Origin of the sequence: Duganella margarita (genome assembly GCF_009857535.1) — a bacterium.
Classification (GTDB): domain Bacteria; phylum Pseudomonadota; class Gammaproteobacteria; order Burkholderiales; family Burkholderiaceae_D; genus Rugamonas; species Rugamonas margarita.
Genome location: NZ_WWCS01000009.1, coordinates 217,568 through 239,434, shown reverse-complemented (window position 1 = coordinate 239,434; position 21,867 = coordinate 217,568). Strand labels below are relative to the sequence as shown.

The 21,867-nt window shown below is 63.3% G+C and carries 22 protein-coding genes; 10 read left to right on the top strand and 12 right to left on the bottom strand.

Annotation, left to right across the window (positions count from 1 at the left end; translation table 11 throughout):
• Nucleotides 1-17: 17 nt before the first annotated feature.
• Both GTP55_RS16155 and GTP55_RS16150 read right to left on the bottom strand, forming a co-directional pair.
• Nucleotides 18-1,100, bottom strand: coding sequence for a sensor histidine kinase (locus tag GTP55_RS16155; RefSeq protein ID WP_161045885.1), 1,083 nt, complete (start codon nucleotides 1,098-1,100; stop codon nucleotides 18-20).
• A complete protein-coding gene (locus tag GTP55_RS16150) occupies nucleotides 1,090-3,399 on the bottom strand; it encodes an FdhF/YdeP family oxidoreductase (RefSeq protein ID WP_161045884.1) in 2,310 nt (769 codons plus the stop codon). The genes GTP55_RS16155 and GTP55_RS16150 overlap by 11 nt, the downstream gene beginning before the upstream one ends.
• 60 nt (nucleotides 3,400-3,459) lie before the next feature.
• On the opposite strand from GTP55_RS16150, the gene GTP55_RS16145 reads away from it, so the two are divergent.
• The 4 genes from GTP55_RS16145 (at nucleotide 3,460) to GTP55_RS16130 (ending at nucleotide 6,600) form a co-directional block, all read left to right on the top strand.
• Nucleotides 3,460-3,717 carry a helix-turn-helix domain-containing protein gene (locus GTP55_RS16145; protein ID WP_161045883.1) on the top strand — a complete coding sequence of 86 codons (258 nt, stop codon included), beginning with the start codon at nucleotides 3,460-3,462 and terminating at the stop codon, nucleotides 3,715-3,717.
• Between the two features lie 84 nt (nucleotides 3,718-3,801).
• The gene (locus tag GTP55_RS16140) at nucleotides 3,802-4,269 is read left to right on the top strand and encodes a nuclear transport factor 2 family protein (protein WP_110848499.1); all 468 of its coding nucleotides are present in this window, start codon (nucleotides 3,802-3,804) and stop codon (nucleotides 4,267-4,269) included.
• Between the two features lie 2 nt (nucleotides 4,270-4,271).
• Nucleotides 4,272-4,841, top strand: coding sequence for a TetR/AcrR family transcriptional regulator (locus GTP55_RS16135; RefSeq protein ID WP_161045882.1), 570 nt, complete (start codon nucleotides 4,272-4,274; stop codon nucleotides 4,839-4,841).
• 46 nt (nucleotides 4,842-4,887) lie between these two features.
• Entirely contained in the window at nucleotides 4,888-6,600 is a 1,713-nt protein-coding gene (locus GTP55_RS16130; RefSeq protein WP_161045881.1) for a putative bifunctional diguanylate cyclase/phosphodiesterase, read from the top strand.
• Here GTP55_RS16130 and GTP55_RS16125 read toward each other — a convergent pair whose 3' ends face one another.
• Nucleotides 6,601-7,785, bottom strand: coding sequence for a DUF1501 domain-containing protein (locus GTP55_RS16125; RefSeq protein ID WP_161045880.1), 1,185 nt, complete (start codon nucleotides 7,783-7,785; stop codon nucleotides 6,601-6,603).
• A gap of 10 nt (nucleotides 7,786-7,795) precedes the next feature.
• The gene (locus GTP55_RS16120) at nucleotides 7,796-9,337 is read right to left on the bottom strand and encodes a DUF1800 domain-containing protein (protein WP_161045879.1); all 1,542 of its coding nucleotides are present in this window, start codon (nucleotides 9,335-9,337) and stop codon (nucleotides 7,796-7,798) included.
• 298 nt (nucleotides 9,338-9,635) lie between these two features.
• Here GTP55_RS16120 and GTP55_RS16115 point away from each other — a divergent pair, with 298 nt between their 5' ends.
• Nucleotides 9,636-10,079, top strand: coding sequence for a hypothetical protein (locus GTP55_RS16115; RefSeq protein WP_161045878.1), 444 nt, complete (start codon nucleotides 9,636-9,638; stop codon nucleotides 10,077-10,079).
• 9 nt (nucleotides 10,080-10,088) lie between these two features.
• On the top strand, nucleotides 10,089-10,691 hold the full coding sequence (locus GTP55_RS16110) for a YdeI/OmpD-associated family protein (RefSeq protein ID WP_161045877.1): 603 nt from the start codon (nucleotides 10,089-10,091) through the stop codon (nucleotides 10,689-10,691).
• Between the two features lie 119 nt (nucleotides 10,692-10,810).
• Here the strand turns inward: GTP55_RS16110 and GTP55_RS16105 are convergent, their stop codons facing one another.
• From GTP55_RS16105 to GTP55_RS16080, 6 genes are all read right to left on the bottom strand, one after another.
• Nucleotides 10,811-11,098, bottom strand: coding sequence for a hypothetical protein (locus GTP55_RS16105; protein ID WP_008447145.1), 288 nt, complete (start codon nucleotides 11,096-11,098; stop codon nucleotides 10,811-10,813).
• Between the two features lie 179 nt (nucleotides 11,099-11,277).
• On the bottom strand, nucleotides 11,278-11,955 hold the full coding sequence (locus GTP55_RS16100; protein ID WP_161045876.1) for an ABC transporter ATP-binding protein: 678 nt from the start codon (nucleotides 11,953-11,955) through the stop codon (nucleotides 11,278-11,280).
• Between the two features lie 18 nt (nucleotides 11,956-11,973).
• A complete protein-coding gene (phnE, locus tag GTP55_RS16095) occupies nucleotides 11,974-12,765 on the bottom strand; it encodes a phosphonate ABC transporter, permease protein PhnE (RefSeq protein WP_161045875.1) in 792 nt (263 codons plus the stop codon).
• A complete protein-coding gene (locus GTP55_RS16090; RefSeq protein WP_161045874.1) occupies nucleotides 12,762-13,601 on the bottom strand; it encodes a PhnE/PtxC family ABC transporter permease in 840 nt (279 codons plus the stop codon). Before GTP55_RS16090 ends, phnE begins: the two co-directional genes overlap by 4 nt.
• Nucleotides 13,601-14,425: a phosphonate ABC transporter ATP-binding protein gene (locus tag GTP55_RS16085; protein WP_161045873.1), complete on the bottom strand. Its 825-nt coding sequence runs from the start codon at nucleotides 14,423-14,425 to the stop codon at nucleotides 13,601-13,603. The genes GTP55_RS16090 and GTP55_RS16085 overlap by 1 nt, the downstream gene beginning before the upstream one ends.
• Nucleotides 14,426-15,286, bottom strand: a complete 861-nt coding sequence (locus GTP55_RS16080; RefSeq protein ID WP_161045872.1) for a putative selenate ABC transporter substrate-binding protein — start codon at nucleotides 15,284-15,286, stop codon at nucleotides 14,426-14,428.
• 127 nt (nucleotides 15,287-15,413) lie between these two features.
• Here GTP55_RS16080 and egtD point away from each other — a divergent pair, with 127 nt between their 5' ends.
• Both egtD and egtB read left to right on the top strand, forming a co-directional pair.
• Complete coding sequence (gene egtD / locus GTP55_RS16075; protein WP_161045871.1) at nucleotides 15,414-16,412, top strand: L-histidine N(alpha)-methyltransferase; 999 nt, start codon at nucleotides 15,414-15,416, stop codon at nucleotides 16,410-16,412.
• 1 nt (nucleotide 16,413) lies between these two features.
• Nucleotides 16,414-17,631 (top strand): ergothioneine biosynthesis protein EgtB, encoded by a 1,218-nt coding sequence (egtB, locus tag GTP55_RS16070; RefSeq protein WP_161045870.1) that lies wholly within the window; start codon nucleotides 16,414-16,416, stop codon nucleotides 17,629-17,631.
• Nucleotides 17,632-17,814: 183 nt separating this feature from the next.
• Here egtB and leuA read toward each other — a convergent pair whose 3' ends face one another.
• A complete protein-coding gene (gene leuA / locus GTP55_RS16065; protein WP_161045869.1) occupies nucleotides 17,815-19,509 on the bottom strand; it encodes a 2-isopropylmalate synthase in 1,695 nt (564 codons plus the stop codon).
• A gap of 404 nt (nucleotides 19,510-19,913) precedes the next feature.
• Between leuA and GTP55_RS16060 the strand changes: the two genes are divergently transcribed.
• Complete coding sequence (locus GTP55_RS16060) at nucleotides 19,914-20,414, top strand: nuclear transport factor 2 family protein (protein ID WP_161045868.1); 501 nt, start codon at nucleotides 19,914-19,916, stop codon at nucleotides 20,412-20,414.
• 1 nt (nucleotide 20,415) lies between these two features.
• Nucleotides 20,416-20,790: a DoxX family protein gene (locus GTP55_RS16055; protein WP_161045867.1), complete on the top strand. Its 375-nt coding sequence runs from the start codon at nucleotides 20,416-20,418 to the stop codon at nucleotides 20,788-20,790.
• Nucleotide 20,791: 1 nt separating this feature from the next.
• Here GTP55_RS16055 and selD read toward each other — a convergent pair whose 3' ends face one another.
• Nucleotides 20,792-21,838, bottom strand: a complete 1,047-nt coding sequence (gene selD, locus GTP55_RS16050) for a selenide, water dikinase SelD (protein WP_161045866.1) — start codon at nucleotides 21,836-21,838, stop codon at nucleotides 20,792-20,794.
• Nucleotides 21,839-21,867: the final 29 nt, after the last annotated feature.

The following is a 21,867-nucleotide window of genomic DNA, read 5'->3' as shown; positions in this document are numbered from 1 at the left end:
AGACATCCGGGCTTTCGTCACATCGTCAGCGGCAGCCGCACTTCGGCGACGAAGCGGTCGCCTTGCAGGCCGGCTTGCAGCGACGCCGCCGGATGCATCAAACGCAGCCGGTCGCGGGTGTTGGCCAGCCCCAGTCCCGTGCCGGGATTCGGCGTAGCGCCGGCGCCGGCCGGATTGGTAACGCAGATTGACAGCGTCTCGCCATCTTGCATGAAGCTCAGCGTGATATCGCTTGGCCCCTCGCGGCAATCGAGGTCGTGGCGCAAGGCGTTTTCCACCAGCGGCTGCAAGAGCAAGGGTGGGCACTCGATATCGTGCAGCAGATCGCCGTCGCCCTCGATGTGCACGCGCAACCTGTCGCCGTAGCGGAGCCGTTGCAGGTCCAGATAATCGCGCACGAACTGCAGTTCGGCGGCGACGGTGGTGGTGTTACGTCCACTGGCGGAAAGCGCGTAGCGCAGCAGATCACTCAGGCCGCCGATGCCGCCCAACGCCAGCTTTTTGTCGCCATCGCGCACCAACGCACTGATGGCGTTCAGCGCATTGAACAAAAAGTGCGGTTCGAGTTGCGCGCGCAGCGAGAGCATGCGCTGCTCTTCCAGCGCAAGCCGCAGGTTAAGCATATCGGTCTGGCTGCGCTGCCACGCCAGTTCGCGCTCGCGGGCGCGGCGCCAGTAATGCATGGCGAGGATGGCGGCGAAGGTGGCGCTGGTGGAGAACCAGCCGACCAGCAGCATCTTCAATAGCAAATCCCGCAGGTCGGCCAGGCTGCCGATTTGCAGATAGCCACGCAGCCACGCCATGTACAGCCACTGGGCCGGCTGGAACACCAGCACCAGGCCGGCCAGTAGCGCGACCACATTGCGCGGCCGTTCGATCAGCGTCGGCCAGCGCGCCAGCACAGTGCTCAGGCCTGTGATGAGCACAATCAGCGGCAGCGCGTATTCGATGAACCAGGTCACGAACAGCGTCGGGTAATGGCTGCCAACGCCGCCGCGCAGGTTGTCGCTAAAGGTTTGCAGCGCCCCCAATGCGCTGATCGCGGTCCACAGCAGCACGGTGGAGGCGAGGGTTTTGGCGAAGCGCCATCTAGCCCTCATGCGCCGAGCGTTCCAGCAGCACCGGGATCGATTTGGAGGTTGGCGTGCCGGCGCCGTCGGCGGTGCTGTGCAGCGGCACCAGGCCATTCGTTTCCGGGAAATAGGCGCCCAGGCAGCCGCGCGGAATGTCGTATTCCACCAGCAGGAAACGCTGGGCGCGGCGCGTGACGTTGTCGTCCCACACGCTGACCATGTCGACGTATTCGCCGTTTTTCAGATCCAGCATCGCCAGGTCGTCCTTGTTGATGAACACCACGCGGCGCAGGCCGTAGACGCCGCGATAGCGGTCATCCATGCCGTAGATGGTGGTGTTGTACTGGTCGTGCGAGCGGGCCGTCATCAGCACCATCAGGCGTTCGCCGTGCAGCGCGCGGGCGCGGTGGATCGGCGTGTCGGTGTCCACTATGTGCGGCACGAACTGCGCGCGGCCGCTGGCGGTGCGCCATTCGCGTTCACGCGAGGCCACGCGCAGGTGGAAGCCGCCCTGGTGCGCCACGCGCGCGTTGAAGTCGTGGAAGTCGTCGAACACCTGTTCGATCAACTCGCGGATGCGGGCGTAATCGGCGCCGAGTCCCAGCCAGTCGACTTTGTCGCTGCCCAGCGTGGCGTGCGCCAGGCGGGCGACGATGGCGGTTTCCGACAGCAGGTTGGCCGATGCCGGCTTGTTGATGCCGTACGAGATGTGCACCATGCTCATTGAGTCTTCCACCGTCACGCCTTGCGCCACGCCGTTTTGCAGATCGACTTCAGTGCGGCCCAGCGTCGGCAGGATCAGCGCCTCCTTGCCCATCACCAGATGGCTGCGATTCAGCTTGGTGGCGACGTGCACCGTCAGCTCGCACTTGCGCAACGCTTCGAAAGTAAGCGGTGTGTCCGGCGTGGCCATGGCAAAATTGCCGCCCATGGCAATGAACACTTTGACGTCGCCATCGAGCATGGCCTGGATGCTGTCGACGGTATCGAGGCCATGTTCGCGCGGCGGTTCGAAGTTGAAGACTTTTTGCAGGCGGTCGAGGAAGGCCTTGGTCGGCTTTTCCTCGATGCCCATGGTGCGGTCGCCCTGCACGTTGGAGTGGCCGCGCACCGGGCACAGGCCGGCACCGAGGCGGCCAATCTGGCCGCGCATCATCATCAGGTTGGACAGCATCTGGACCGCCTTCAGCGCGTTCTTGTGCTGGGTCAGGCCCATGCCCCAGGTGCTGATCACGTTCTTGCCCTTGATGTAGATGTCGGTCAGCTGCTCGATCTGCGCGCGCGGCACGCCGGATTCGGCCAGCAGCAGGTCCCAGCTTTCCGCCCGCAGATCCTGCTCAAAGGCCTCGTAGCCGCTGGTGTGGCGGGCGATGAATTCACGGTCCAGCAAACTGGCTGCGCCGGCGGCCAGCGCCGCGTCGTCGCGCTCCACCAGGCGCTTGGCGATGGCCTTGATCAGTGCGAAGTCGCCGGCCAGCCTGGGCTGGATGAAGACGGTGCTGATGGTGGTGCTGGAGCCGGTCAGCATCTCCAGCGCATGCGCCGGGCTGGTGAAGCGCTCCAGGCCGCGTTCGCGCAGCGGGTTGATCGAAACGATGGTGGCGCCGCGCCGCGCGCAATCGCGCAGTTCGCCCATCATGCGCGGGTGGTTGGTGGCCGGATTCTGGCCGAAGATCAGCAGCGTGTCGGCATGCTCGAAGTCTTCCAGCGTAACTGTGCCCTTGCCGATGCCGACCGTGCCTGGCAAGCCGCGGCTGGTCGGCTCGTGGCACATATTCGAGCAGTCCGGGAAGTTGTTGGTGCCATACATCCGCACCATCAGCTGGAACAAAAAGGCGGCCTCGTTGCCGGTGCGGCCGGAAGTGTAGAAGGTGGCCTGGTTGGGATCGGGCAGAGCGTTGAGGTGGCGCGCGATCAGGGCGAAGGCGTCGTCCCAGCCAATGATCTTGTATTTGTCGCTGACGGCGTCGTAGACCATGGGATCGGTCAGACGGCCGTGTTGTTCCAGTTCATAATCGGACTGCTGCAGCAGTTCGGTCACCGTATGGCGGGCGAAGAATTCGGGGTAGACGCGCTTGCTGGTGGCTTCCGCCGCCACCGCCTTGACGCCGTTCTCGCAGAATTCAAAGGTGGACGCGTGTTCGCGGTCCGGCCAGGCGCAGCCGGGGCAGTCGAAACCATCCGGCTGGTTCTGCTTGAGCAGGGTCTTGTAGTTGCCGCCGGCGACGCGTTCGCGCACCAGATTGATCGCCACCTGTTTCAGCGCGCCCCAGCCGGCCGCCGGCTGCGTGTAAGGTGTGATGTGGCCTTCGGGCTTTTTGTTCATGTTGCAGTCCGGTAATATTTGATACGAGTATATTGTATTTTAGCCAAAGAGCGTAACACGATGGATGACCAAGTGATGACTGTGCTGGCCGGCCTGCTGGAGGCGCTGTGGCGCATCGAGACCGAGTGGCCGGACAAACCCTGTTCGCTGGCCAAGCTGAGCAAACAGGTGCAACGGCCAATGAGCGTGCTGCGCCGCCAGTTGACCATGCTGGAGGAGGCCGGGCTGCTCAGCGTGGCTCTGGACGAGGGCGGCATCACCGGCACGGTGGCGCTGAGCGAGGCCGGGCGCCAGCTGGCGGCCGATATCTTCCGTTAAAAAACTGCTTGCATCTTGCCGGACCAAGGTATAAAGTAATTGTACCGATTGGTACAACTTAAATTATTCAGAAGGAGCTCCATCATGACTCGTCCGCCACTGCCACCGTTCACGCTGGAAACCGCCGCGCAGAAAGTCCGCGCCGCCGAAGACGGTTGGAATACCCGCAATCCGGAAAAGGTCTCGCTGGCCTACACGGAAGATTGCTTCTGGCGCAATCGCGGCGAATTCGTCACCGGCCGCGCCGCCATCGTCGGCCTGCTGCAACGCAAGTGGACGCGCGAACTGGAGTACCGCCTGATCAAGGAATTGTGGGCGCATGACGGCAACCGTATTGCGGTTCGCTTCGCCTACGAATACCATGACGATTCGGGTCAGTGGTATCGCGCCTATGGCAACGAGAACTGGGAATTTGCCGCAGACGGCTTGATGCAGCGCCGCCTGGCCAGCATCAACGAGCATCCGATTGCCGCTGCCGACCGCAAATTCCACTGGGATATCAACGGCCCGCGTCCGGCGGACCACCCAGGCCTGAGTGATTTTGGATTTTAAACATGCCAAGAGTGATGGGAGAGCGGGGCGACGTGGTGCCGCTGCTGGCCGAGGTGTTCCGCACCTACGGCTTCGAAGGCGCCAGCCTGGCGCGGATTACCGAGGGCACCCGGCTGGGCAAGGGCAGCATCTATAACTTCTTCCCCGGCGGCAAAGAGGAAATGGCGGAGGCGGTGCTGAGCGAGATCGACTCCTGGTTCCGCGACCAGGTGTTCCAGCCGCTGCGCCAGGCCGCCGACGCCCAGCAGGGCGTGGCCGATATGTTCACGGCAGTAGGTCGCTATTTCCTGTCCGGCCGCAAGGTGTGCCTGGTGGGCGTGTTCGCGCTGGGCCATGAACGCGACCGTTACGCGGTCAAGGTGCAGGGCTATTTTGCCGAATGGGTGCAGGCGCTGGCTGCCGCCTTGCAGCGCGGCGGCCACGACGCCGACAGCGCGCTGGCGCTGGCCGAGGATGTGGTCGGTGGCATCCAGGGTGCGCTGGTGCTGGCGCGCGCGGCCGATGAGCCGGCGTTGTTCATGCGGGCGCTGGCGCGCATGCAGCAGCGGCTGGTTCCGCCGGGAACCAGTTAACACGGCGCCAGTCCAATGGCTTTTAACCCACCGGGCTGCCACCACCATGACCCCTCCATTGACGCATGTGATTGCCCCCGGCCTGGCGCCGGAGCTGCTGCTGCGGCAGATCTACCTGAATGTCCGCGATTTCGCCGTTTTCACCATTGATGCGCATAGTGCGGTGACCAGCTGGAACCTCGGCGCCGAACTGGTGTTTGGCTACACGCCTGCCGAGATCATTGGCCATGGCAGCGCGCTGCTGTACACCGCCGGCGACCAGGCGGACGGCGAGCCGTTCCAGGAAATGACGCTGGCGGCGCGCGGCGAACGGGCGGCCGACAACCGCTGGCACCTGCGCAAGGACCAGTCGGTGTTCTGGGCCGACGGCGTGCTGACGGCGATCCGCGACGACCAGGGCCAGTTGATCGGCTACCTGAAGATCCTGCGCGACATCACCGAGCGCAAGCTGGCGCAAGATCAAATCCGCCGCCTGGCCACCATCGACGGCCTGACCGGCCTGGCCAACCGCGCCGCTTTCGATACGCGGCGGTCGGAGATGGTGTCGCAGGCCGAGCGCAACGGCCAGCTGCTGCTGTTGCTGATGATCGACCTCGACGAGTTCAAGGAAGTCAACGACGGGTTGGGCCACCAGGCCGGCGACCAGCTGTTGCGGCAGGCCGCGCAGCGCATCCGCAGCGCCAGCCGTGAGAGCGACTACATCGCCCGCCTGGGCGGTGACGAGTTCGGCCTGCTGCACCTGCATCCGCCGTCGCCGGCCAGCGGCGGCGTGCTGGCCGAGAAGCTGCTGCGGCATCTGGCGCGACCGTTCCAGATCGGCGAATGCGAAGTCAGGATCAGCGCCAGCATTGGCATCGCGGTCTGCCCGAGCGACGCCGACACGCCAGATACGCTGCTGAAAAAAGCCGACCTGGCGCTGTACCACGCCAAGAACGCTGGCCGCAACCGCTACCACTACTACACCGAGGAACTGGACGAGCTGGCGCACCGCAAGAATACCGACCACAACGAATTACGGCGGGTGCTGCGCACCGGCGATTACTGGCTGGAGTACCAGCCCATCCTGGCCGCCGATGGCCACACCATCGCCATGGAGGCGCTGCTGCGGCTGCCGGATTTCTTCGGCCAGCAGCCGGTTGACTATGTGATCGGCCTGGCCGGCGAACTGGGCCTGCTGCCGGAACTGGGCAAGGGCGTGATGCGGGTCGCCTGCGCGCAGCTGCGCAGCTGGTACGACGCCGGCGTGACCGGCCTGCGTATCTGCATCAACACCTGCGCCAAGGAACTGCTGGACGACGGCTACCTGGCGCAGCTGGATGCGATCCTCGTTGAGTTCGGGCTGGCGGCCGGCGATGTGGAACTGGAGCTGACCGAGCGCGACGCCATCAAGCTGGAGCGCAGCGGCAGCCGCGTCATCGAGCAGCTGCGCGAACGCGGCTTTATGCTGTCGCTGGATGATTTCGGCACCGGCTATTCTTCGCTCAGCTATCTGCGCGCGCTGCCGGTCAATACCATCAAGCTGGACAAGAGCTTTCTGCACGACGTGCCCGGCAACCCTGACGGCAATGCGGTGGTGCGCACGGTAATCCAGCTGGCGCAGAACCTGCGCCTGAACGTGATCGCCGAGGGCGTGGAAAATATCGACCAGTCAGCCTTTTTGGCCGGCGCCGGCTGCACCGCGTTCCAGGGCTTTCTCTACTCGCCGTCGCTGGACGCGGACGCCGCCACGCGCTGGCTGCAGCAGGGCGCGACGCCGTAGCTACACCAGCCCGAGGTCGCGGCCCTGGGTGCCGAAGATGGCGGCCACCTGGCCGGCGTTCAGGCCGTACATGCGCGACAGCAGGCCGCCGAACATGGCGCGGTATTCGTTCAGCACCGGGTAGTCGCGGTTCTGGAACAGCGTCGGCTGCTCCAGCCGCACCTGTTCGCCGTGCACCTTGCCGCCGTTGACGCTGCCGCCCATCACCCAGTAGACGGTGCCGTGGCCATGGTCGGTGCCGCGGTTGCCGTTCTCGCGGAAGGTGCGGCCGAATTCGCTGACCACGACGACGACCGTGTCCTTCCAGTCCGGCCCCATCTCCTGTGCGAAGCCGGCCAGGCCGCGTCCCAGTTCGTCGAGGCGGCTGGCCAGGTAGCCGGTGGCGCTGCCCTGGCCGACGTGCGTGTCCCAGCCGCCGACGTCGACAAAGCCGATGTTGTACTTGTCCTTCATCAGTTTGGCGATGCGGCGCGCTTCCAGTTCAAAGCCCTTGGTGCTGACGGCGTTGCGGTTGGCGGCCAGCATCTCACCGCTCATTTTTTTCATCACGTCGTCGCGCACCTCGAAGCCTTCATTGACCTGCTGCGCCAGCGTGGTGTGCTCGTACATGGCGGCGATCATCTTGGCCTGGCGCGCATCGACCGCCGGCTTGGCGACGCTGCGCAGCGCGGTGTTGGGCACTTGCAGGCCGCCCTGCATGATCAGCGGCAGCTGGTCGGTGAAAGAAATGGCGCTGGCGCGGTCGGCGTTGAGCGTGGACGCCAGCCGGTTGAGGAAGCCGGAGCGGTAGTCGCGGGTGCGGTCCAGCGCCTGGCCCAGTTCTATGCTGTCCTGCGTTTCGAAGTGGCTGCGCGACAGGTCCTCGGTGCCGGCGAACGGCACAAACGCCACCTGGCCGGTGTTGAACAGCGGGTGGATGGAGTCGGCCAGCACCGGGTGCAGGCCCCAGTCGGCGTCGATCGGCAGCGCGGCGGTTTTGGGAATCGCGATATTCGGCCGCACCTGGTAGTAGTACTGGCTGGAGATCGGCACCAGCAGACTGGTGGCGTCATAGCCGCCGCGCATGAAGACGAACAGCAGGCGCGTCTTGCTGGCCGGTGCGGCCCACAGCTGGCCGGCCATTGAGCTGGCGGATAAGGTGGCCGATGCGGCGGCCAGGGATTTAAGCAGGGTACGGCGTTTCATTGGGCTTCTCCTAGCGGTGCATCAGTTCCGGCGACGACAGCAGCAGCGTGTTCCACTCCTGCGGCGAGGCGGCTTGCTCCAGCGCCTGGCGGGTGGCCGGCGCCAGCGAGGTTTGCAGCGACTGGTAATACAGCGCATTGGCCAGCTGCGGGAAGGCCACCTTTTCCAGCGGCTGCGTACCTTCGGTCTTGAACAGGCCGGCGTTGCCGTTGCCGATGGCCTTGGCGATTTCGAAGCGGGTGATCATCTGGCCCGGACTATCCCAGCCGGACGCCGTCAACGGATAGCCGTCCGGCGTCTGGCGGCCGTACAGCGGTTCGGCCATGCGATTGAGCCAGTTCAGCATCGGGCCGGCGTTAAGAATGATCTTGTCGTCATAGGTCAGGCGCACCGCCGACACCACGTAGTGCACCGGGTCCTTGAACTTCTTGCCCAGCGATTGCGTGAATTCCGGCGCGTCGAACATGGTGCGCAGCACGGCGGCGATGTCGCCGTCGCTGGACAGGAAGCGCGCCGCCATGCGCTCCACCAGCTGCGGTGGCGGCTCGTCGGCGACGAAATAGATCGCCAGCTTGCGGCTGACGTAGTGCGCGGTGGCCGGGCTGCGGCTCAGGCGATCAAGCGCCTCGTCCACTTCGGCCAGGCCGCGGCCCTTGACGGTCTGGCCGAGGAATACCTTGTCGCCGTAGTCGTGGCGATTCGGATTGAACTCGAACAGGCCTTGGCGCACGTACTGGCTTTGCTTGTCGCGGCGGACGTCGGGCGTCTTGTCGCCCAGGTTGACGCCGACGCCGGTGAGAATGCGCGCCAGCTGCTGCACATCGTTCTGGGTATAGCCGCCATCCACGCCCAGCGTGTGCAGCTCCATGATCTCGCGCGCGTAATTTTCGTTGATGCGGTTGGCGGCGTTCTGTTCGTTATCCAGGTAGCGGATCATGGCCGGGTGGTGCAGGGTGGCGGCCAGCAGGTCGCGGAACTTGCCCAGCGCGTGCGGGCGGATTGCCTGTTCTTCGTAATCGCCGACCAGCACCCGCAGATTGCTCTTGCCCTGATGGACGTTGAAGTGGTTCATCCAGAACCACGTCATCTGCTCCTGCAGCTGGTTGGGCGAGTACAGGTCGCGCAGCAGCGAGCGGGTGGCGGCTTCTTTCGCCAGGCGGCTCATCTCCTGCTGGTAGGCGCGCTGCGCGGCCTTCTTGGCGTCGTCGTCGACCATGGCCTTGTCGTAGTCGCGGCGCTGCTGTTCCAGCTCCTGCACCAGTTGCGGCAGCGGTTTTTGCGAAATCGTCATGGCGTCGATCTGCGCCTGCGCGGCCGCCGGCAGCACGGCCGAGCCGGGATGCAGCTGTCGTTCCAGCCAGGCGCTGTAGCCGATCTTCTGTGCCTGCTGATAGGTGCTGGTGTTGACGCCCCAGCTGATGCGATTGAGCGCGGCGCTCAGCGCCACCGGATCGGCGGGCGTCTGGCGGGCCGGCGGCGTGGTGCTGGTGGTCGCGCAGCCTGCCAGCAAAAGAAGGATGGCGAGCGAGCGGGGTATGGTCGGAATATGCATGGTTTCTAGAATATGCCATTTTTCGGGCGATTCCACATGACCTATGTGTAAGCTGCAACGAAATGTTACAAGCCGGTGGCTTGTCTGATTTATCATGGTCGCTCCATTTTTTAAGGAAGCTGGCTTTATGCGGGGTGGTGGAGATGCATAACCGTGAGTTGTTGCGCGGCGCGGCGGCCGCCATGAAGGTCGATACGGCGCTAACCAACAAACAGACGCAGGAGAACGAGCTGTCGGTGTTCAGCGCCGGGCCGGGCGTGGCCGAGGAAAAACCGACGGCGAGCAGCGCGTTTTCTATGTGGACGGCATCAGGCTGGCCGCATGCAGCGCCGCCGGCGCCAAGGTCTCGGCGACGGACGCGGCGCAGTTCACGCGCTTCATGCGCTATGTGCCGGGCGGCCATCCGCAACTGCTGGAGCGCTTGGCCACGCCGCCACAGCTGGACGCGCTGCGCGCCGAACATCCATGCGACGCCAGCGAGGATTTTAGCGACGCGCAGATTCTCGATACCATGCTGGGCAAGATGGAATGCATGCTGTCCACCGGCAGGCAAGTCACGCTGACGACGATGTTGGGCGGAGCCTACAAGGATCTGGGCGACCTGCTGCTGATGCAGTACGATAGTGCGCGTGCCTGGCGCAGTTGGGATGCCGGCCGCCGCATGTCGCCAGCCTTGCCCAACTTTGAAGCGGTCAACAAATTCGAGGCCGACCTGCTGGCGAAGAATCCACAATTCTTCTGAGAGACCATCATGCCCGCCACCGATCCGCGCGTTGACGCCTATATCGCCAAATCCGCCGACTTTGCGCAGCCGATACTGGCGCATCTGCGCGCAGTGGTGCACGCCGCCTGTCCCGAGGTGGAAGAGACCATCAAGTGGGGCTTCCCGCACTTTATGTACAAGGGCATGATGTGCAGCATGGCCTCCTTCAAGGCGCATTGCGCGCTGAACTTCTGGAAGGCGGAGTTGCTGATGGCAGCCGATGAAGTCAATCGCGAAGCCATGGGCCACTTCGGCCGCATCACATCGCTCAAGGATCTGCCGTCCAAAAAAGTGCTGGCATCCTACATCAAGCGCGCCATGCAGCTGAACGACGATGGCGTAGCGGCGCCTGCCCGTGCCAAGCCGGCGGCGCCACGTTCGCTGGAGATACCGGATGACTTGCAGGCCGCACTGGATGCGGTGCCGGCGGCGCGCGCGCACTTCAACAGCTTCAGCCCCAGCAAGCAGCGTGACTACGCCGAATGGCTGACCGAAGCGAAGACCGAAGCCACGCGGACGCGCAGGCGTGAACAAGCCATCGAATGGATCGCAGAAGGTAAGGCGAGAAATTGGAAATACGAGAAATGCTAACTGGTACTAACTAGCTACTCGGTAAAGCGGCGTTCAGCGGGGTTTGGGCTGATCGCAACAGCGCTTGGGGCGCCGGATACCGCATGCCGACGCCTGGCATGGCAGAACAATGTTTTTGTTCAATGCATAGACGCGGTAGACAGATCTTTCAGCTCGCGAATGCTGATATCTGATTTTTCATGCATGCGCAGCAGGATCGTGGCACCAACTGCCAACTTCCGGTGACGGATCTTGCTGATGATCGGCGGCTGAACTTCCAGCACCCGACATAACTCTGCATCATTCTTCAAGTTCATCTTTTCAATCAGCGTATCAAGAAGCTTGTTCGGGACAAAACTGGATGGCTCCAGCGCCCGAGCGCGATTCATGGCTTCAATCAACTCCAACTTCTTTTGACGTACGTTCATGGCTTGCTCCTCCTTTGCTCAAAACGTTAAAAAAGTACGTTCCCGGCAAGGCTAGCGCCCACACTCGTTACGGTCTGAATGTGGTACGCGACTCAACATTCTTGATAACCATGCAAGTTATTTTCAATAATACTACGGATAAAAAAAAAGTGCAGGCTTTAACAATTAAATTATGTTGGTTATTGCTCAAACGGGTTGACGTTTGTTGTATCTTTTAGTCCATTTCTAGATAAAAGTAGGATTTTGTCTGTCTTTTTAGCAGCAAGTTGCGAATGTGTAACCATGATGGCGCAAGCGCCGGTGGCTTTAATTTCGCGCTGCAACAGCGTGAGGATGGCGTCGGCGGTTTCCGGATCGAGGTTGCCGGTTGGTTCGTCGGCCAGCACCAGGGCCGGGCGGTGCACCAGCGCGCGGGCGATTGCCACGCGCTGCATTTGTCCGCCGGAGATTTGATGGGGGAAGTCGTGCTCGCGGCCGCCCAGGCCGACCGCTGCCAGCATCTCCGTGGCGCGTTCGGTCGGCAGGCCGTTCAGCAGCAGCGGCAAGGCGACGTTCTGCAGCAAGGTCAGATGCGGCAGCACGTGAAAGGCTTGAAAGATGAAACCCATGCGCGCGCGCCTCAGCTTCGTGGCGGCATCGTCATCGAGGCCGGACATCGGAATGCCGTCGACGATGATCGGCGAGGTGGCTGATGGATCGGGCGCATCGAGGCCGGCGATGAGATTGAGCAGCGTCGATTTGCCGACGCCGGAATCGCCCATGATGGAGACGAATTCGCCGGCCTTGAAAGTCCACGACAATTGGTCCAGCACCGGACGGCCGTTGTAGGATTTGGAGAGCTGGCGAAGTTCGAGCATGGCGAAGTTTAAACTACATTACCTTGTGAGTGCGCGCCGCATGGCGAAGCTGATGGCATCGACCAGCGCCACCAGCAGCAGCATGGCGAGGATGACGGTGGCGGCCAGCGGCATCTGGAACAGCGACAGGTGATACTTCAGCATCTGGCCCAGCCCACCGGCGCCGACCACGCCGAGAATCGCGGCGGCGCGGATGTTGTTCTCCCAGCGGTACAGTGTATAGGACATCATCTGCGGCAGTGTTTGCGGCAGCGTGGCGTACATGAAGGCCGCAGTGGCGCCGGCGCCGTTGGTGCGCAGGCTTTGCTCCGGCAGCGGCGCGGCGTTTTCCAGCGAGTCGGCAAACAGGCGACCGAGCACGCCGGCGGTATGCGCAGCCAGGGCCAGCGTGCCGCCGAGTGGACCGAGGCCGGCGGCGATCAGCAGGATGGAAGCCCACACCAGTTCCGGCACCGAGCGCAGCACGTTGAGCACCGCGCGCATGGCGGCGCGCGGACCGGCGCCGAAGCGGCCCGACGCCGGCAGCGAGAAAGCCAGGCCGAAGATCACGGCCAGCAGCGTGCCCAGGCCGGACATGGCCAGCGTTTCCAGCGTAGCCCAGAAGGTCCTGGCGAGAAAGCCGCTGGATGTCTCCGGCGGCGCAAAGCCTGCCAGCAATTCCATGGTGCTGTTGATGGCGTCGACGGTGAAGAATTCGCGCCACTTCAAAGGCAGTGTGGCGAAACTGGCGACGATCAACGCCAGCAGCAACAGCATCAGGATGCGCATGGTCCAGTCGCGCGCCGGCGGTTTCGGCATGTTTGAATTCATCCCAGCCTCCTGCGCAGCACTTTGGAGAACTGGTCGGCCAGCGCCACCAGCGCGATGAATACCAGCAGCATGGCGGAGACTTCGGCGCCGTTCATGCCCTTCAGCGATTCATCCATGCGCTGCCCAAGGCCGCCGGCGCCGACGAAGCCCATCACCACCGAACCGCGTATTGCGCACTCCCAGCGGTAGACGGTGTAGGACATCAGTTCCGACGCCGCTTCCGGCAGCGCGCCGTACAGCAGCGCGGCCAATCGCCCGCTGCCATTGGCCAGCAGCGTGTCGCTGGCGTGGGCGTCGGACGATTCGAGAATCTCGGCATACACCTTGCCCAGCATGCCGCAGTAGGTGAGGGCGATCGCCAGCACGCCGGCGGTCGGACCCAGGCCGATGATACGCACCAGCAGCAGCGCCCACACCAGCTCCGGTACCGAGCGCAGGATCACCATCAGCCAGCGCACGGTCTGGCGCACGATGACGGCGAGAGGGCGCATGCGGCCCGTGCCCAGGGCGGAAATCGACAGCTGCTCGTTGATGATCAGCGTCGCGGGAATGGCGCCCAGCAGCGCGAGCGTCAGGCCGGCGGTGGCGATGGCCACGGTGTTCCAGGTTTCGCGCACCAGCATCTGCAGGAACTCGGCGTCATGGGCCGGCACCAGGAAGTCCGCGAGGAAGCGGCCGGTGGATTCCAGGCTTTGCTGGTCAAACAGTATCCACGGCTTGAATTCGGAGATCACCATGGTCGGCCACAGGATCACCAGGGCAGCGACAATGATGAAGATGCGGCGGCGCAGGGCGGGATCGCGGTGCACCGCCGCGTGGTTCAGCGTGGCGTCCATCAAAGGCAAGCGCCTACGCCGAGTTTGACCGCCATGGCGTCATGCTCATCGCCGTGTGGCAACGTGGCTGGCGGCTGTTCGCCCTGATACAGCGTGGCGATCATCTGCGGCGTGACCTGGTCGCGCGGCAGGTCGAAGGCGATACGGCCGTCGCGCAGCGCGACGATACGCGGGAAGTGGCTAAGGGCCAGGTCCACCTGGTGCAGGCTGCAAATCAGCGTGGCGTTGCGCGCCCTGGCTTCTTCGCGCAGCGTGGTCAGGGTGAGTTCGGACAGGGCGGGATCGAGCGCCGACAGCGGCTCGTCCACCAGCAGCGACCTGGCCGGCGACAGCAACAGGCGCGCCAGGCCGCAGCGCTGGCGTTCGCCGCCGGACAGGCGGTCGACGCGCGAATACAGTTTATCGCCCAGATTAAAGCGCGACAGCGCCTGCCACGCGGCTTCCGGGTCTTCCGGCTTGAATAGCGACACCAGCGCGCGCCATACGCTCCATTGCGGCAGGCGCGCGGCCAGCACCGCCGTCACCACGCGCTGGCGCGGCGGCAGCGGCGGCGTTTGCGGCGCCAGGAACAGCTGCGCGCGCAAGCGGTGACGCGCCGCTTCGCCCAGCGCCCAAGGTTCGACGCCGAAGGCATGGAAGCGTCCTTCGGACGGCTTGTGGGACAGGGACAGTGTCGCCAGCAGGGTAGTCTTGCCGGCGCCGGAAGGACCGATCAGGGCCAGTTGCTCGCCCTGTTCGACGGTCAGGTTGATGGCTTGCAGCGCGGGTGCTGAACGCCCGCCGAGATGGCGGACGGTCAGGTCTTGCAGTTGATACGTTGGCATTTACTTCAGCAGGCCGGCGTTCTTGGCTGCGGCTTCGATGTTCTTGTAGTTGTCTACTTTGGTCGGAATGAACTTGGTGGCGCGTTGCAGGTCCATGATCGCTTTGTCTTCAGGCTTGTTGGCGTCCAGCGCCAGGAAGGCGTCGGTCAGCTTTTTCTTCAGATCGGCGTTCATGTCGGTGCGCACCGACCAGTTGTAATCGTAGTAGCCAGGGGTGGTGTAGAACACGCGCACCACGCTTGGATCGACCTTTTTGGCTTCGATCAGTTTTTCCCACACCGAGATATTCAGCGCGCCGGCATCGACCTTGCCGCCGGCGACGGCAGCCACGGTGGCGTCATGCGCGCCGGAGAAGGCGATGCGTTTCAGATCGGTGTCCGGATTGATTTTGGCGGCCAGCAGGTAGTAGCGCGGCATCAGGTGGCCGGAGGTCGAGGACTCGGATCCGAAGCTCAGGGTCTTGCCTTTCAGGTCGGCCAGGCTGTTGATGCTCTTGTTGGTGGTGACGAACACCGAGCGGAATTTTTCATCTTCGGCGCGCTGCACCAGCGGCGTGATGGCGCCCTTGCTGCGCTCATTGGCCTGCACGAAGGTAAAGCCGCCGAACCAGACCATGTCGACCTTCTTGTTGATCAGCGCTTCCACCGAGGCGGCGTAGTCGGTCACCGGGGTGAACTCGACCTTCATGCCGATCTTCTTCTCCAGGTATTCGCCCAGTGGCTTGAACTTGCGTTGCAGCTCGGTTGGCGCTTCGTCCGGGATGGCGGAGACGCGGAACACGTGATCCGCCGATTGGGCTTGCGACCAGGAAGCGGCCAGCATCAGGCTCGTGGCCAGCAGCGATTTGAAGGAGATTTTCATCAGGATTGCCCTTTTATGTGAGAAGTCGCACGGAACTTTTGGTACAGCGCTACAAAATGGATATTCAGCTATCATAGCAAAAATCCCCTCAAGGGATTGCCACCCCCATTAGATAGGTAGAGCATTTATGCAAGTGTCCCGCTCCCCGGCGATTCGTGTTGTGTCGCCTCTTGCCAGCAACACAGCGCCACAGCGGCCCGCGCACGGTAGTGCCGCGGTTATCGAAGAAATCACAGCCGGCTTGCTGGCGCGCGATGCGCATACTTCGCCAAAGTTCCTGTATGACAGCCTCGGCTCCAAGCTGTTCGAGGCCATCTGTGAACTGCCTGAATATTATCCAACCCGTACCGAAGCGAGCATCTTTGCCGCCTATGGCGCCGACATGGCGCAAGCGGTAGGCGATGGCGCATCGCTGATCGATCTGGGCGCGGGCAACTGCGCCAAGGCGGCGGCGCTGTTCCCGCTGCTGAAGCCAGCGCAGTACGTGCCGGTCGATATTTCGCGCGACTTCCTGCTTGGCGCGGTGGCGCAGTTGCAGCAGCGCTTTCCGCAGATCGAGATGACGGCGCTGGGACTGGATTTTTCCAGCGGCTTCGAATTGCCGGACAGCGTACGCAGCGAGCGCCGGGTGTTCTTCTATCCCGGTTCCTCGATCGGTAACTTCTCGCCGGAGCAGGCGGTGACTTTCCTGCGCGGCCTGCGCGCCAATGCGGGCGCCGATGGCGGCCTGCTGATCGGCGTGGACCTGATCAAGGACCATGCGGTGCTGGACGCCGCCTACGACGACGCCCTGGGCGTTACCGGCGCCTTCAATCTGAATATGCTGCGCCACCTGAATCACCTGATCGGCGCCGACTTCGATATCGACCAGTGGAAGCACGTGGCGTTCTTCAATCCGGCGTTGAGCCGCATCGAAATGCACCTGGAAGCGCGTTGCCCGCTGACCGTGACCTGGCGCGGCGGCGAACGCGATTTCGCGCGCGGTGAACGCATCCACACGGAAGACAGCTACAAGTACACGCGCCAGTCCTTTGTCACGCTGCTGGAGCGGGCCGGCTTCGCCACCACCCGCATGTGGACCGACACCGATACGTGGTTCGCCGTCATTCACGCACGGGCCAGCTGACATGGAACGACTTCTCGCGCGCTACGCGGCGGTACGCAAGCACACGCTGGCGCTGGCGGAGCCGCTGTCCGATGAAGACTGCGGCGCGCAATCGATGCCCGACGCAAGTCCGATCAAATGGCATCTGGCGCACACCACCTGGTTCTTCGAGACGTTTATCCTGGAGCGCATGGAGCGCGACTTTGCGCCGTTCCATCCGGCGTTTCGCATTCTGTTCAACTCCTATTACAACGGCATCGGCGAGAAGCATCCGCGCGCGCAGCGCGGCCTGCTGACGCGGCCCGCCATGGCGCAGGTGCGCGCCTACCGCGCCGACGTCGACGCCCGCATCGCCCGCCTGATCGCCAGCGCGCCGTCTGCGGAGCTGGACATGCTGCTGACGCTGGGCATGCAGCACGAGCAGCAGCACCAGGAGCTGATGCTGACCGACGTCAAGCACCTGCTGGCGCAAAGCCTGCTGCGTCCTGCATACATGGAGATTCCATTGCCGGCCGCCGCGCCGGCGGCCCCACTGGCGTGGATCGCCTTCGATGGCGGCCTGACCGAGATTGGTCACAATGGCGACGGCTTCAGTTTCGACAACGAACTGCCGCGCCACAAACAATACGTGGCGCCGTTCGCGCTGGCTTCGCGGCTGGTGACCAATGGCGAATACCTCGATTTCATCAACGCCGGCGGCTACTTTAACGCCGCGCTGTGGCTGGCCGAGGGCTGGGACTGGGCGCGCACGCAAAACCTGAAGGCGCCGATCTACTGGTTCCAGGACGAGACGGGCGCGTGGCAGGAGTTCACGCTGCACGGGCCGCAGCCGCTGGACCTCAACCGTCCGGTCACGCACATTTCGCTGTTTGAAGCGGATGCTTATGCCCATTGGGCCGGCGCGCGTTTGCCGACCGAATTTGAATGGGAATACGCCGGCACGCTGGCGCCGCTGGAAACCGGTTCGCTGCATCCGTCCGGCGCCGGTGCTGGCGCAGGCTTGCAGCAGATGTTCGGCCATTGCTGGCAATGGACCAGCAGCAGCTACGCCGCGTATCCCGGCTTTGCGGCGGCGGAAGGCGCGCTGGGCGAATACAACGGCAAGTTCATGCTGAATCAATACGTGCTGCGCGGCTCATCGTCCGCCACGCCGGAAGGCCACGCGCGCGCCAGCTACCGCAACTTCTTCCCGGCCGGCGCCCGCTGGCAGTTCACCGGCATCCGCCTGGCCCGCCGTTAGCCAGCAGAGAGGCGCAACTGGCTGACCACATCAGTCAGTTCGCCGGCCTGGTCCTGCATCGCGGCCGCAGCGGCGGCCTGTTCCACCAGCGCGGTTGCATGTCCGCGCGCAGGAGGGTGAGGGCGGCGTCGCGCTGGCCGTCCGCCAGCACGGGACGCCTCCGTGCTGCTTATGTCCTAAGCCTTAGGCCGAGATCGCGCCTTTGGCCTGATCCTCTTCCGTGCGCACCAGCTGGCGGTTGACGGCGCTCAGCACGGCCTTGAAGGAGGCGGTCAGGATGTTGCTGTCGGTGGCCGCGCCAAACAGCGTCGGGCCGTTGGCCAGGCGCAGTTCGACGTAGCAGGCCGCCTTGGCGTTGGCGCCGGAGCCGATCGAGTGTTCGTGGTAGTCCATCAGTTTGATGTCCAGGCCGAGCGCGTCGACGAAGGCGTCGATCGGACCATTGCCGCCGCCTTGCAGCGCGAGTGGCGCGCCACGGTGCAGCATGGCGATATCGATCTGCACTGGTTCGTCGCTGCTGGTGTCTTCCACCATTTTGTGCGACTGGTACGCGTACGGCGCGTTCTGTTCGAAATACTCTTTGCTGAAGATGTTGTAGATGCCTTCGGCGGTGATTTCCAGGCCGGTCTGGTCGGCCACGGCTTGCACCGCGCGGCTGAACTCAATCTGCAGGCGGCGCGGCAGCACCAGGCCGAAGTCCTGCTCCAGCAAGTAGGCCATGCCGCCTTTGCCGGACTGGCTGTTGACGCGGATGACGGCGTCGTAGCTGCGCCCCAGGTCTTGCGGGTCGATCGGCAGGTAAGGAATCTCCCAGATCGCGCCTTCCTGTTGTTTGGCGAAGCCTTTCTTGATCGCGTCCTGGTGCGAGCCGGAGAAGGCGGTGAATACCAGGTCGCCCACATACGGGTGACGCGGGTGCACCGGCAACTGGTTGCATTCTTCAACCACTTTACGCACTTCGTCGATGTCGGAGAAGTCCAGGCCAGGGTTGACGCCTTGCGTGTACAGGTTGAGCGCCAGCGTTACCAGGTCGACGTTGCCGGTGCGTTCGCCGTTGCCGAACAGGCAGCCCTCGACGCGGTCGGCGCCGGCCATCACCGCCAGTTCCGCCGAGGCGACGGCGGTGCCGCGGTCATTGTGCGGGTGGACCGAGATGATCAGCGAATCGCGGCGCGCCAGCTTGCGCGACATCCATTCGATCTGGTCGGCGTAGATATTCGGCGTGCTGCATTCCACGGTGGACGGCAGATTGATGATCAGTTTTTTGTTCGGAGTCGGCTCGAAGATGGCGCTGACGGCGTCGCAGATATGCTTGGAGAAGTCCAGCTCCGTGGTGGAGAACGACTCCGGCGTGTATTCGTAGCCCCAGTCGGTGTCCGGATGCTGCCTGGTCAGTTCCTTCACCAGCTTGGCGCCGGTGGTGGCGATGTTGGTGATCTCTTCGCGCGACATGCCGAACACCACTTTGCGGAACACCGGCGCCACCGAGTTATACAGGTGGACGATGGCGCGTTTGGCGCCGACGCAGGAGTCCACGGTGCGGCGAATCAGCTCTTCGCGCGACTGGGTCAGCACGATGATGGTGACGTCGTCCGGAATGCGGTTCTCGTCAATCAGCTTGCGCACGAAATCGAAGTCGGTCTGCGACGCCGAAGGGAAGCCCACTTCGATTTCCTTGATGCCGATCTTGATCAGCAGGTCGAAGAAGCGCAGTTTTTTCTCGATGCTCATCGGCTCGATCAGCGCCTGGTTACCGTCGCGCAGGTCGGTGCTCATCCAGATTGGCGGTTTGCTGATGATGGCGTTCGGCCAGCTGCGGTCGGACAACTGGACGGCTGGGAAGGGACGGTATTTGCTCGCTGGGTTCTGCAACATCATGGTAATGCTCCTGGATCGGAAATATAGGGGACTGGCTAAACGATGTGGCGAAGGGCTGCGGCGCGGCCACGGGATACTAGGCGCGGCAACCGATCGGTAGTTTTAGCAGTAGCGACAAGGCTGGGAGCATCGGTACAACTTTCCTGGATTTTGTGAAGACGGTGCGGCTTATGGCCGGCACGGGGTACAACTGGGACGCGGATTAAACGCGTGCTAGTAGACGCGCTGCTAGCGATAGGGCGCTGGCAGGCGATAGCAGGAAAGCGGATAGGTGCAGATGCGAGATCATTCCTTAAATGTAAGCGATCCGCGCCGCGCCCGTCAAGTGAATGTTTATTTGTTTGATTTGATTTTTTATCAATGCGGCCCTAACATCAGGGCTCTTTTCATAGAGGGGGATATTGATGCGCTGGATTTCTGCTGTGGTGTGCATGTTGTTTGCCGGCGCCGTGTTTGCCGCGCCGGCCAAGCCGGTTAGTACGCCGGAAGATGTGGCGGCGATTATGGCGGTGACCGAGCAGTTCCAGGCCGCGCTCAAGGCCAAGGATGTGAAGGCGCTGTCGTCGCTGCTGCTGCATTCGAATATCCTGTGGACGTCGCCCGCCTCCGACAAGCAGGCGGCGACGATGCGCGCGGAGACCGATGTCAATTTCGATGGCGTGAACGCTGGCGGCTACAGCGGCTTTGCGCAGTTCGTGAAAAACGCCAAGCTCCCGATCGAAGAGCGCTTCTACAACGTCAAGGTCACCCAGGACGCGGACCTGGCCTGGGTGATGTTCGACTACGAATTCGTCGGCGACGGCAAGGTGGAAAACTACGGCATCGAGACCTGGCAGATGGTCAAGCGCGGCGGCCAGTGGAAAATCTTCTCAGTGGTCTGGTCGACGCACTTCACGGATCAATAAGATGCGCAAAGCGCAAATTGCCGGCCTGGCCTTCGTCTTCATCTGGTTTTTCGTCGGCGGCATCCTGCACTTCGTCGCCACCGATACGGAAGCGCGCATCGTGCCGCCGTATATTCCGTGGCCGGTGGCGGCGGTGCTGGTCAGCGGCGTGTTTGAGCTGCTCGGCGCTGCCGGCATCCTGATCCGGCGCACGCGCAGGGCAGCCGGCATCGGCCTGTTCCTGCTCACGTTGGCGGTAACGCCTGCGCATATCTACATGCTGCAGCGGCCCGAATTGTTCCCGGTGCCGCTGTGGGCATTGTGGCTGCGATTGCCGATCCAGGCCGCCTTGCTCTGGCTGATCGTCTGGAGCACCTGGCGGCTGCGTCGCAAATAAATCAGCTGACGATAACGCGTGCTTCGCCTGCGGCCATGCGGCCGATGACGGCGGCCTCGCCGAAGCGCTGTTCGCGGAACAGGGCCAGCACTTGGTCCACGCTGCCTGCGTCGCACGACACCAGCAGGCCGCCCGAGGTTTGCGGGTCGGTCAGCAGCGAGTGCTGCGCCGGCGTGATGGTTTCGGCAAGCTTGACGTCCTTGCCATACGCTTCCCAGTTGCGGCCCGAGGCGCCGGTGAAGTAACCATCCTGCGCCAGCTGTTCCACGCCCGGCAGCAGCGGGATGTTGGCCATCTCCAGATGCGCTTCCAGCTTGGCGCCGCGCGCCAGTTCCAGCAGGTGGCCTAGCAGGCCGAAGCCGGTAACGTCGGTCATCGCGTGCACGCCGGCCAGCTCGGATAAGGCCTTGCCAGGCTTATTCAGCTTGGTGGTGTTGGCGATCATGGCCTTGTAGCCTTCATCATCCAGCTTGCCCTTTTTGAGCGCGGCCGACAGCACGCCCACGCCCAGCGGTTTGCCCAGCACCAGCACATCGCCGGCCCTGGCGTCGGCATTGCGCTTCACTTTCGACGGATGGATCAGGCCCATGACCACCAGGCCGTAGATCGGCTCCACCGAATCGATGGTGTGGCCGCCGGCGATGGGAATGCCGGCTTCCGCGCAGATCGATTCGCCGCCCTTGATGATCTGGCCGATGGTTTCTATCGGCAGTTTGTTGATCGGCATGCCCACCAGGGCCAGCGCCATGATCGGCGTGCCGCCCATCGCATACACGTCGGAGATGGCGTTGGTGGCGGCGATGCGGCCGAAGTCATACGGGTCGTCGACGATCGGCATGAAGAAGTCGGTGGTGGCGATCAGCGCCTGCTCGTCATTGAGCTTGTAGACGGCCGCATCGTCCGACGTCTCGATTCCGACCAGCAGTTCCTTCGGCACAGGGAAGCCGTTGGAGTTCTTCAGGATCTCGGACAGCACGCCGGGCGCGATTTTGCAGCCGCAGCCGCCGCCGTGGGAGAAGGAGGTCAGTTTGATAGCGTCGTTACTCATGATGGGCATTTCCTGGTGAAGTCTGATGG

Excerpts from the sequence above, each read along its gene's own strand:
- leuA (WP_161045869.1), bottom strand. The coding sequence starts at position 19,509 with ATGATGTTGCAGAACCCAGCGAGCAAATACCGTCCCTTCCCAGCCGTC.
- GTP55_RS16140 (WP_110848499.1), top strand. The coding sequence starts at position 3,802 with ATGACTCGTCCGCCACTGCCACCGTTCACGCTGGAAACCGCCGCGCAG.
- phnE (WP_161045875.1), bottom strand. The coding sequence starts at position 12,765 with ATGAATTCAAACATGCCGAAACCGCCGGCGCGCGACTGGACCATGCGC.
- GTP55_RS16060 (WP_161045868.1), top strand. The coding sequence starts at position 19,914 with ATGCGCTGGATTTCTGCTGTGGTGTGCATGTTGTTTGCCGGCGCCGTG.
- GTP55_RS16055 (WP_161045867.1), top strand. The coding sequence starts at position 20,416 with ATGCGCAAAGCGCAAATTGCCGGCCTGGCCTTCGTCTTCATCTGGTTT.
- GTP55_RS16150 (WP_161045884.1), bottom strand. The coding sequence starts at position 3,399 with ATGAACAAAAAGCCCGAAGGCCACATCACACCTTACACGCAGCCGGCG.
- GTP55_RS16090 (WP_161045874.1), bottom strand. The coding sequence starts at position 13,601 with ATGGACGCCACGCTGAACCACGCGGCGGTGCACCGCGATCCCGCCCTG.
- GTP55_RS16080 (WP_161045872.1), bottom strand. The coding sequence starts at position 15,286 with ATGAAAATCTCCTTCAAATCGCTGCTGGCCACGAGCCTGATGCTGGCC.
- GTP55_RS16105 (WP_008447145.1), bottom strand. The coding sequence starts at position 11,098 with ATGAACGTACGTCAAAAGAAGTTGGAGTTGATTGAAGCCATGAATCGC.
- GTP55_RS16125 (WP_161045880.1), bottom strand. The coding sequence starts at position 7,785 with ATGAAACGCCGTACCCTGCTTAAATCCCTGGCCGCCGCATCGGCCACC.
- selD (WP_161045866.1), bottom strand. The coding sequence starts at position 21,838 with ATGAGTAACGACGCTATCAAACTGACCTCCTTCTCCCACGGCGGCGGC.
- GTP55_RS16120 (WP_161045879.1), bottom strand. The coding sequence starts at position 9,337 with ATGCATATTCCGACCATACCCCGCTCGCTCGCCATCCTTCTTTTGCTG.
- egtB (WP_161045870.1), top strand. The coding sequence starts at position 16,414 with ATGGAACGACTTCTCGCGCGCTACGCGGCGGTACGCAAGCACACGCTG.
- GTP55_RS16085 (WP_161045873.1), bottom strand. The coding sequence starts at position 14,425 with ATGCCAACGTATCAACTGCAAGACCTGACCGTCCGCCATCTCGGCGGG.
- GTP55_RS16145 (WP_161045883.1), top strand. The coding sequence starts at position 3,460 with ATGGATGACCAAGTGATGACTGTGCTGGCCGGCCTGCTGGAGGCGCTG.
- GTP55_RS16135 (WP_161045882.1), top strand. The coding sequence starts at position 4,272 with ATGCCAAGAGTGATGGGAGAGCGGGGCGACGTGGTGCCGCTGCTGGCC.
- GTP55_RS16155 (WP_161045885.1), bottom strand. The coding sequence starts at position 1,100 with ATGAGGGCTAGATGGCGCTTCGCCAAAACCCTCGCCTCCACCGTGCTG.
- GTP55_RS16100 (WP_161045876.1), bottom strand. The coding sequence starts at position 11,955 with ATGCTCGAACTTCGCCAGCTCTCCAAATCCTACAACGGCCGTCCGGTG.
- GTP55_RS16130 (WP_161045881.1), top strand. The coding sequence starts at position 4,888 with ATGACCCCTCCATTGACGCATGTGATTGCCCCCGGCCTGGCGCCGGAG.
- GTP55_RS16110 (WP_161045877.1), top strand. The coding sequence starts at position 10,089 with ATGCCCGCCACCGATCCGCGCGTTGACGCCTATATCGCCAAATCCGCC.
- egtD (WP_161045871.1), top strand. The coding sequence starts at position 15,414 with ATGCAAGTGTCCCGCTCCCCGGCGATTCGTGTTGTGTCGCCTCTTGCC.